The organism is Streptomyces sp. NPDC046931 (assembly GCF_040644655.1).
In the GTDB taxonomy this organism is placed as follows: Bacteria; Actinomycetota; Actinomycetes; order Streptomycetales; family Streptomycetaceae; genus Streptomyces.
Window position 1 is genome coordinate 99,716 of sequence record NZ_JBEYWX010000026.1, and the last position, 7,699, is coordinate 107,414.

General features: G+C 70.8%; 7 protein-coding genes and 1 pseudogene. 5 read left to right on the forward strand and 3 right to left on the reverse strand.

Translation table 11 applies throughout. From position 1 onward, the window contains the following. Nucleotides 1-145: 145 nt before the first annotated feature. The 3 genes from ABZ876_RS32365 to ABZ876_RS32375 form a co-directional block, all read right to left on the reverse strand. The gene (locus tag ABZ876_RS32365) at nt 146-1,654 is read right to left on the reverse strand and encodes a hypothetical protein (protein ID WP_361788645.1); all 1,509 of its coding nucleotides are present in this window, start codon (nt 1,652-1,654) and stop codon (nt 146-148) included. Beyond that, nucleotides 1,651-2,325, reverse strand: coding sequence for a hypothetical protein (locus ABZ876_RS32370; RefSeq protein WP_361788646.1), 675 nt, complete (start codon nt 2,323-2,325; stop codon nt 1,651-1,653). Before ABZ876_RS32370 ends, ABZ876_RS32365 begins: the two co-directional genes overlap by 4 nt. Before the next feature lie 449 nt (nt 2,326-2,774). Beyond that, nucleotides 2,775-3,623 carry a polysaccharide deacetylase family protein gene (locus tag ABZ876_RS32375; RefSeq protein WP_361788648.1) on the reverse strand — a complete coding sequence of 283 codons (849 nt, stop codon included), beginning with the start codon at nt 3,621-3,623 and terminating at the stop codon, nt 2,775-2,777. Nucleotides 3,624-3,952: 329 nt separating this feature from the next. On the opposite strand from ABZ876_RS32375, the gene ABZ876_RS32380 reads away from it, so the two are divergent. The 5 genes and pseudogenes from ABZ876_RS32380 to ABZ876_RS32400 all read left to right on the forward strand — a co-directional run. Next, complete coding sequence (locus tag ABZ876_RS32380; protein WP_361788649.1) at nt 3,953-4,297, forward strand: cupin domain-containing protein; 345 nt, start codon at nt 3,953-3,955, stop codon at nt 4,295-4,297. A gap of 239 nt (nt 4,298-4,536) precedes the next feature. After that, nucleotides 4,537-5,331, forward strand: coding sequence for a polysaccharide deacetylase family protein (locus ABZ876_RS32385; RefSeq protein WP_361788650.1), 795 nt, complete (start codon nt 4,537-4,539; stop codon nt 5,329-5,331). Nucleotides 5,332-5,449: 118 nt separating this feature from the next. Then, a complete protein-coding gene (locus ABZ876_RS32390; RefSeq protein WP_361788651.1) occupies nt 5,450-5,863 on the forward strand; it encodes an SRPBCC family protein in 414 nt (137 codons plus the stop codon). 239 nt (nt 5,864-6,102) lie between these two features. Beyond that, a complete protein-coding gene (locus tag ABZ876_RS32395; protein WP_361788652.1) occupies nt 6,103-7,170 on the forward strand; it encodes a medium chain dehydrogenase/reductase family protein in 1,068 nt (355 codons plus the stop codon). A 326-nt stretch (nt 7,171-7,496) separates the two neighbouring features. Beyond that, nucleotides 7,497-7,699 (forward strand): annotated as a pseudogene (locus ABZ876_RS32400) (hypothetical protein); the annotation flags it as partial.

A 7,699-nucleotide genomic window follows, 5' to 3' on the forward strand; every position in this document is an offset into this window, starting at 1 on the left:
CTGGCTCTTTCGCGCCGGTAATGCTGCCGCGTGTCGTCGCAACCGCGGCGACGGTCGCGTCCGCCGTGAACGACCGGAGACATCGAGCTCTTCCGCCCCCGTGCACGGGCGGGCTCGCCCCGGCCCCGGCCCGGGGCCGGGGGCCTCATGCCTTGTGCAGCTGGTCCTGCATCCGTTCGACGGTCCGGCAGATCCGCAGGGCGGCCCCCGCGGCGGCGGTGTGGCCCTGCCGGTCGAGCAGACGGCCCAGGAGATGCCAGCCCGCGGCCTGTTCGGGCGCCAGTACCAGTGCCGGGACCAGCGCGGACAGCGCGGACTCGACGTCGCCTTGGGCCGCGTAGGTCTCCGCCCGCAGCCCGTGCGCGAAGTCCAGCCATGGATAGCGGTCGAGTGTCTCGGCCAGGGACCCCAGATCCGGTCTGCGGGGGCCCCGTGCGAGATGGGCCCACACCTCCTTCTCGGTGATCGGCGTCGTCCGGTAGGCGGCCGGGTCGTCCACCCGGCGGAGCGTGGGCCAGGGGTCGACCAGCGCGGTGACCGTACGCCAGCTCGGACGCAGCCACACCGGCGGCACCTCCCGGGCGTTCATCAACGACTCTGGAAGCAGGGCCCGTTCACGAGCGAAACGGCTCCCGTCGGTGTCTCCCCGCCGGCGGAACCCCTCCGCCAGCCGACGCGTGTAGTCCACGGCCTCGGCCATGCCGACGAGTTCCAGTGCGAACCACAGCGCCGGGAAGTCCGCGTGCAACTCCTCGAACTGCGCACGCACGGTCCGCAATCCGAGCGGCAGCCGGTCCACCGCGTGCCGAAGTCCGCTCAGGCAGACGACGCCGGCGCAGGTGACCCCGGCCAGCGCCGCCGCCCAGGAGTCGAAGTCGGAGGCGGCCCGGACCTGGCCGAGCCGTGTGTGCAGGTAGGTCAGCAGCCAGTTCAGCGCGCGCTGCGCGGGCCGGCTCAGGACGGCCACCGGTTCTTCCGGCCAGTCGAGGGGGCCGCTCACCCACTGCTCGGGCGAAGCGGGCAGCGCCTCGCCGGTGAACACGCGTGCCAGGGCACCGGCGGAGACCGTGTCCTCCCCTGCCGCACGCAGCAGCAGCGCCACGGCGTCACCGGCCGCGGACACGTCCGTCACCTGTCCGGTGGCGGCCAGCTCGACGACGAGGCGTACCGCTGCCGGTACGGCGTCCTGCGCGTCGGTGGTGACGCAGTGCCAGAGCGCCGCGCGAAGAAGCCGGTCGACGAGCGCCATCCGCCGCCCCTCGGCCTGCTCCCGGTCCTCCTCCCCCTCCTCGCCGGGGCCGGAGGTCTGCCAGCGGACGAACAGCTCACTGACCCACCGGCTCGGCGTGTGCTGCGGCCATCGTGTGGTGTACCCGGCGAACGGGGCACCGGCCTGCGCGGCGGGTCCGGAGACGACGAAGGGGAGGTCCGCAGCGAAACGCAGCCCGATCTCTTCCTCGGCCAGCACGGTCAGCATCAGCAGGACGCGGTTTCGGCGGAGCTGATATGCGACGGAGGGCGGGGACACCTCATGGAACCGTAAAGCCGTGGCCTGCTGCCCGGCGAGCAGCGCCTCCGCGAGCAGTGTATCGATGATCTCCAGCAGCGGTCCGGTGCCCGGCGCGGGGGCAGTGACCAGCGCGGGCCCGCTCAAGGGGTCAGTCCCGTCAGGCCGATGGTGGTGACGATGTCACCGAGGTTGGCGCGCGTGGTGTCGAACGCCCGCAGCAGCCACTCCCGCGCCGAGATCCGATCCGTCCGTATGTGCTCGACCCCCTGACGGTACAGCTCCAGACCCAGGTCATCGAGGTACTTGCCTGGTTTCGCCGTGCCGCTGACATGGCCGATCAGCGCCAGCACCCGGCGCAGGCGCTGCCGTACCGCGCGTTCGTTGTCCAGATCGCCGAGGGGCAGGTAGAGCGCCTCACACTCCTCGGCCAGGTCGTCCAGGGCGACCAGCCCCGGCAGAGGTGGCGCCGGGCGCCCGTCGAACAGCGCCCGGACCATCCGGTACGAGGGATGAACGCCGACGTCCAGATCCACCCAGGAACGCAGAGAGCCGGCCCCCACGGGCACCGCGATGGGGGCGGGTTCGTCCAGCGCGAACAGCACCAGCACGTCGGGGCCGCTGTCGTCGGCCAGCGTGCCCGCGCGCACGTAGTCGGCGACCTCGATGTCGCGGCTGTGGAAGGCCAGAAAGCAGTACGCCCGTGCGAACTCCCTCAGCCGCATCAGGTTCTCCGGCCGGAGCAGCTCGTTCAAGGCCCGGATGTTTCCGGTCTGGTTGCGGACGTCCGCCGCGGCCTCTTCGAGCAGCGCTGCCATGGACAGTACGTACATTCGTCCCCCGTAGCGTCGAGCACCAGGAACCTCAGCGGGCTCTCACCACGCCCCCGTTGAGCACGATAGCCCTCTTCACGCGGAGCCGCCGGGGAACTTCAGCGCCACCTTCGAGCATGTCCAGGCCCTGTTGATCTCCGCTCGAAATCGATATGGCCCGCACGCCGAAAGACGTTCGCCAGGGGGACGTTGCCGAGGTCCGCGGCCTGTGCGCCGCGACGACGAATCCCACCGGTTCCGCGTTGGGGCAGCACCGCGATGCGCCGTCAGTCCCTGGGGCTGGTGCAGCGCGCGAGTTTTCCTCTCCCCGGCGCAAGCGTCTTCCCGGTAGTGCCTGGTCGCCGCCTCGTGGGGAGACGCTTGCGCCGGGGATCCGGGGATCCGGGGATCCGGGGATCCGGGGCGAGTGGCGCCCCGGTGGGCGGCAGGCGCCCCTACCGCAGCGCGTCCGAGAGGCGGACGAAGGTGTGGCCATTGGCCAGCAGGTGGGGAACGGCGGCGGCGATTCCGCGGGCGGTGCCGCCCCGGGGGTGGTTCATATGGCACAGGACGATGGATCCGTCGCGGGCGGAGGCCACGGCGGTACGGACCTGTTCCGGCGTGAAAGTCGCACCCCCGTCGCCGTTGACGGAGAAGCTGACGAAGCGCTCTTCGAGGTCGGTCACGATCCGTGCCGCGATGTCGTCGCAGTATGCGGTGCCGGAGCGGAAGAAGCGCGGCGGGGCGCCCAGCAGCCCGGTGAGCTTGGCTCGGTTGCCTGCGATCTCGTCGTAGACCTCGGCGGCGTTGCGGGTGCCGCGAATGCCGTAGGCGGAGCGCCTGGTCACCGACAGCGGGCGATGCCGGGTGCCGTGGTTGGCGATCTCGAACAGCGGATCGGCGGCCAGTCGGTGGAAGGCCGACGGGTTGGCGTCGATCCAGCGGGAGTTGAGGAAGAGGGTCGCCGGTATCTTCCGCTCGCGGAGGAAGTCGATCAGTGCCCGGTCATAGCCGCTGCCGCCGGGGCCGCCGCAGGCGTCGAAGGTCAATGCGACCACGCGTCTGCCGGCCGGGAGCGCGCGCACCACTCCCGGCGCATCGAACCCCCAGGTACGGGGTATGGCGTGGCGGTAGCGGGCGACTATCTCCGCGCGGCTGACCGAAGACGCTGTGGGCGACGGGCCAAGGGTGGGGGCGCCCGCCTCAGTCGCCTCGGGTGTGGCGGGTGAGTCGGACGCGGAGATCGTGTCGCCCGATGTGCTCTTGCCAGGGCCCGAGCAGCCGGCGAGCACGCTTCCCGCCATGGCAGCCAACAGTGCCCGGCGCCTGGGTGTCATCCACTCCCCCACCTGGTAAGAAAGACCGATCGGCGGGGATCGGCTCCCGCCGTGGCCACCGTACGGGGCGGATGGGCCGTGACCGGGAAGGCGCCGGACAAGAGATCACCAACGATCCTTTGTGGATCATTTGCTCTGCCGGTGCAACGCCCTCGCGAACTGCTTCCCTCGCCGCTCGTGCTGCTCGATCACGGGCGATCTGCTGTTCGATGCGCGGCGATGTGTCCTGCGATCGGGGCCGGCAGCCGACAAAGTGTCGGCGGATGGGCCGCAGAGGGTCCCGCTAGGGTCACGCCATGACCCACAGCTTCGTAGTCCGCATCCCCGACGCAGAGCTCGAACCCGAGCCGCTCGACCCGGCGCAGATCGTGTCCGGCACGCCCGAGGTGACCGGCAAGGTGGTCTGGGAATCGGAGGACGGGCAACAGCTGCGGGGTGTTTGGCAGATCACACCCGGCGTCGTGACCGACACCGAGGCGAACGAGCTGTTCGTGGTGATCAGTGGCTCCGCGACGATCGAGGTCGAGGGAGGGCCCACGCTGCACGTCGGGCCGGGCGACATGGCGGTGCTGAGCGAGGGCGACCGTACGACCTGGACCGTGCACGAGACACTGCGCAAGGCGTACGCAATCAGCCTCTGAGCAGCGGGACTTATTCACGCCCGCTCTCCGCTGCCACTGTCTCCGGCCGCTCCGCCGAACCGGGTTCAGGGTCACGCTCACGCGCTCGGCCCGTCGTCCCGTTGCGTGTTGCGGCACCCGGCCTGTCGCCGAATGCCCGCGGAATTGTCCGTGATCGGTAACGGACGCATCCTCCGGCCGTCTTCCTCCGTCATGACGGGTGCACGTAACCCACGGAGACGGCAAGGAGCGGGGCTGACATGGTGAGGCGCGCAGGACGGGGATGGCACGGCCGGGTGCTCGCGGCGGCGGTCGGGGTGACGGCAGTGGCCGCCGCCACGTCGGTGTGGACCGCACAGGCCGGTCCTGTCGAGGAGCGGCCCGCCAGGGCGGATGCCTCGGCGCACTCCTCCGCGCCAAACGCGCGTCCCCAGCCCCGAGGCGGGTCGCCGGTCTCGGCGGACATCGCCCACGCCTCGGACCGGGGCACCCGGGGGGTCAACATCACCATCGATGACGGACCCGACCCCGTCTGGACGCCCCAGGTGCTGCGGGTGCTGCGGGAGAACGGCGTGAAGGCCACGTTCTGCATGGTGGGAACGCAGGCCCGGAGCCACCCGGACCTGGTCAAGGCGGTGGTCGCGGCCGGGCACCGGCTGTGCGATCACACCGTTTCGCACGACACCACCATGGCCACCAAGTCCCAGACTTACCAGTCACAGCAGATCCTGGACGCCGAACGCATGATCACCGAGGCGTCCGGGGGTGTCCGGCCGCTGTACTACCGAGCCCCGGGTGGTGCCTTCACCCCGTACAGCCGTCGGCTCGCCGCCTCCCGGGGGATGCGGCCGCTGGGCTGGAACGTCGACTCCAAGGACTTCGAGCGCCCCGGCACCGCCGCCGTCATCGCCACCGTCAAGAAGGAGATATCCAACGGCCCGACCGTCCTCTTCCACGACGCGGGCGGGGACCGCTCCCAGAGCGTGGCCGCCCTTCGCGAGGTCCTGCCGTGGCTGAAGCAGCAGGGGTACTCCTTCGGCTTCCCGGTGCGCTGAACGTGTCGCGACCGGCGGGGAAGCGGCATGTGCACGCACACCGAAGGGCGCCACACGAACTTCAGGGGCCGCAAAACGGGCACCCGACCACGTGTACGCCGAGGCGAGGAGGTACCCGATGACCGAGTACGAGCGCTCACGCACCATGCCGGCCCTGCCCGAGCACGTCTTCGACCAGGCCGCCAACCTCGACCAGCTGAATGGCTGGCTGCCGGAGGCTCTGCACGTACACGCGGAGGACCCGCCTGCCGTGACCGTGCACGACGATCACGCCGAGCAGGACATGTCCGCACTGCTCAGCGCCCGCCCGGACCAACTGCGAATCGAGTGGGGCACCCGTGACGAGGGCTCCTACGCCGGCTGGCTGCAGGTCGCCGGCATCGGCAGCGGCGCCAGCGAGGTGACCGTGCACCTGTCGTTCTTCGACACCCGCCACGACCCCGGCGAGCGCCCCGTGACGGAAGCGCTCGACGGCAGCCTCCGACGGCTGGAGGAACTGGTGAGGCTGCGCACCGAGAACGCGGCCGGCTGAGACGCCCCGGTCACCCCTGCCCCCGCCGGCTCCCGGGCCCCGCTTCCGGACGGCCGGGCCTGGCAGGGGGGCCAGACCGTTGACAGCCTAAAGTGTGAGTGGTTAATTACTCATGTAGCAGCGACTCCGCAGCACGCTCCTCGCGGAGACTCTTCTGGCGATCGCGCACTCAGCATTCGTTCGCTTAGCAAGTGAGTGACCAATCACTCTCAACGCTCTCCACACACAAGGAGTCAGCAATGCAGGCCACCGAAATCGTCCTCCCCTCCGTCGGCGAGCCCGAGTCCCTCCAGGTCCGCGTGCGGCAGCTGCCCGAGCCGGGGCCCGGCCAGGCCCTCGTCCGTGTGGAAGCCAGCGGTGTCACCTTCGCCGAACAGCAGATGCGGCGCGGCAAGTACTACGACATGCCCGCCTTCCCCTTCGTCCCCGGCTACGACCTCGTCGGCACCGTCGAAGCGCTGGGAGCCCCGGTCGGGGACGAAACCCGGCCGGCGGTCGGACAGCGGGTCGCCGCCCTGACCAAGACCGGTGGCTGGGCCGATCACGTCCTGCTCGACGCCGCCGATCTCGTGCCCGTCCCCGAAGGTGTGGCCGCGGCCGATGCCGAGACCCTGGTCACAAACGGTGCCACCGCCTGGCGCATGCTGCACCACACAGCGAAGGCGAAGCCCGGCGACACCGTCGTCGTCCACGGTGCCAACGGCGGTGTGGGCAGCGTGCTGGTGCAACTGGCCCGCGCGAGCGGTATCCACGTGATCGGCACCGCCTCCGCCCGCAACCAGGAAGCCGTCCGTGCTCTCGGCGCCGTCCCGGTCGACTACCGCGACGACGTCCCCGCCCGTGTCCGCGAACTCGTCCCGGACGGTGTGGCAGCCGTCTTCGACCACGTCGGCGGCAAAGGCATCAAGGATTCCTGGCGCATGCTCGCCCCCGGCGGCACCCTCGTGTCCTACGGCAGCGCCTCGACCCGCGACCAGGCCGGCAACGGCACCCTCACCGTCCTCAAGCTCGTCGCACGGCTCGCGCTGTGGAACCTTCTGCCCAACCGCCGCAACGCCCACTTCTTCAACCTGTGGGCCGGCAAGGCCCGCCACCCTGGGCAGTACCGCGCCCGGCTGCGCGGCGACCTCACCCAGGTCCTCACACTCCTCCGTGCCGGAACCATCACCGCGCGGATCGACCGGGTCTACCCGCTCGAGCAGGCCGCCGCAGCGCTTCGGCATGCCGAATCCGGCCAGGTCGTCGGCAAGGTCGTCATCGTCCCTGGCACCGGAACGGCTCGGGGCCCCGCAGAAGCCGGGCGCTGACGAGACCGACGGCCCCGACAGGGCTGACGACGAGGCGGAAGGGATCTGATGTCATGCCACCGAACCGGGAACTGGGGCGGATGGACAACGGCAGACGGTCCCCGACACCGGCGAGATGACGGTTGATCGGCGTGCTGATCGGGGTGGGGCCGATCGGGTTACTTTTCAGTCTGGAGACACCCGGAGGGAGTACGGGCTCGCGCCCTTGCCGTGTCCTTCAGCGGTGCAGGGCGGGGGTCGGGTTGAGGGTAATCACGTTGCTGCTGCGATTCCGCTGTGCCGGCGTGGTGCCGGCCTTCGCGGCGGCGGCGAAAGGACGACCTCTGATGCGAGTGACCCGGACCATGTTCGCTTCCGCGGCGGTTGCCGCCGCCGTCGCTTTGTCCGCTCCCGCCGCGCACGCCTACGTGCGGGCCGGCGGCGACGCCCTGACCCTGACCAGGGACGACCACCACGGCGGCCAGTCGCACGGCGGGCAGGGCGGCGGGGCCCAGAAGTGGCAGGGCGGCGGTGCCCAGAAGTGGCAGGG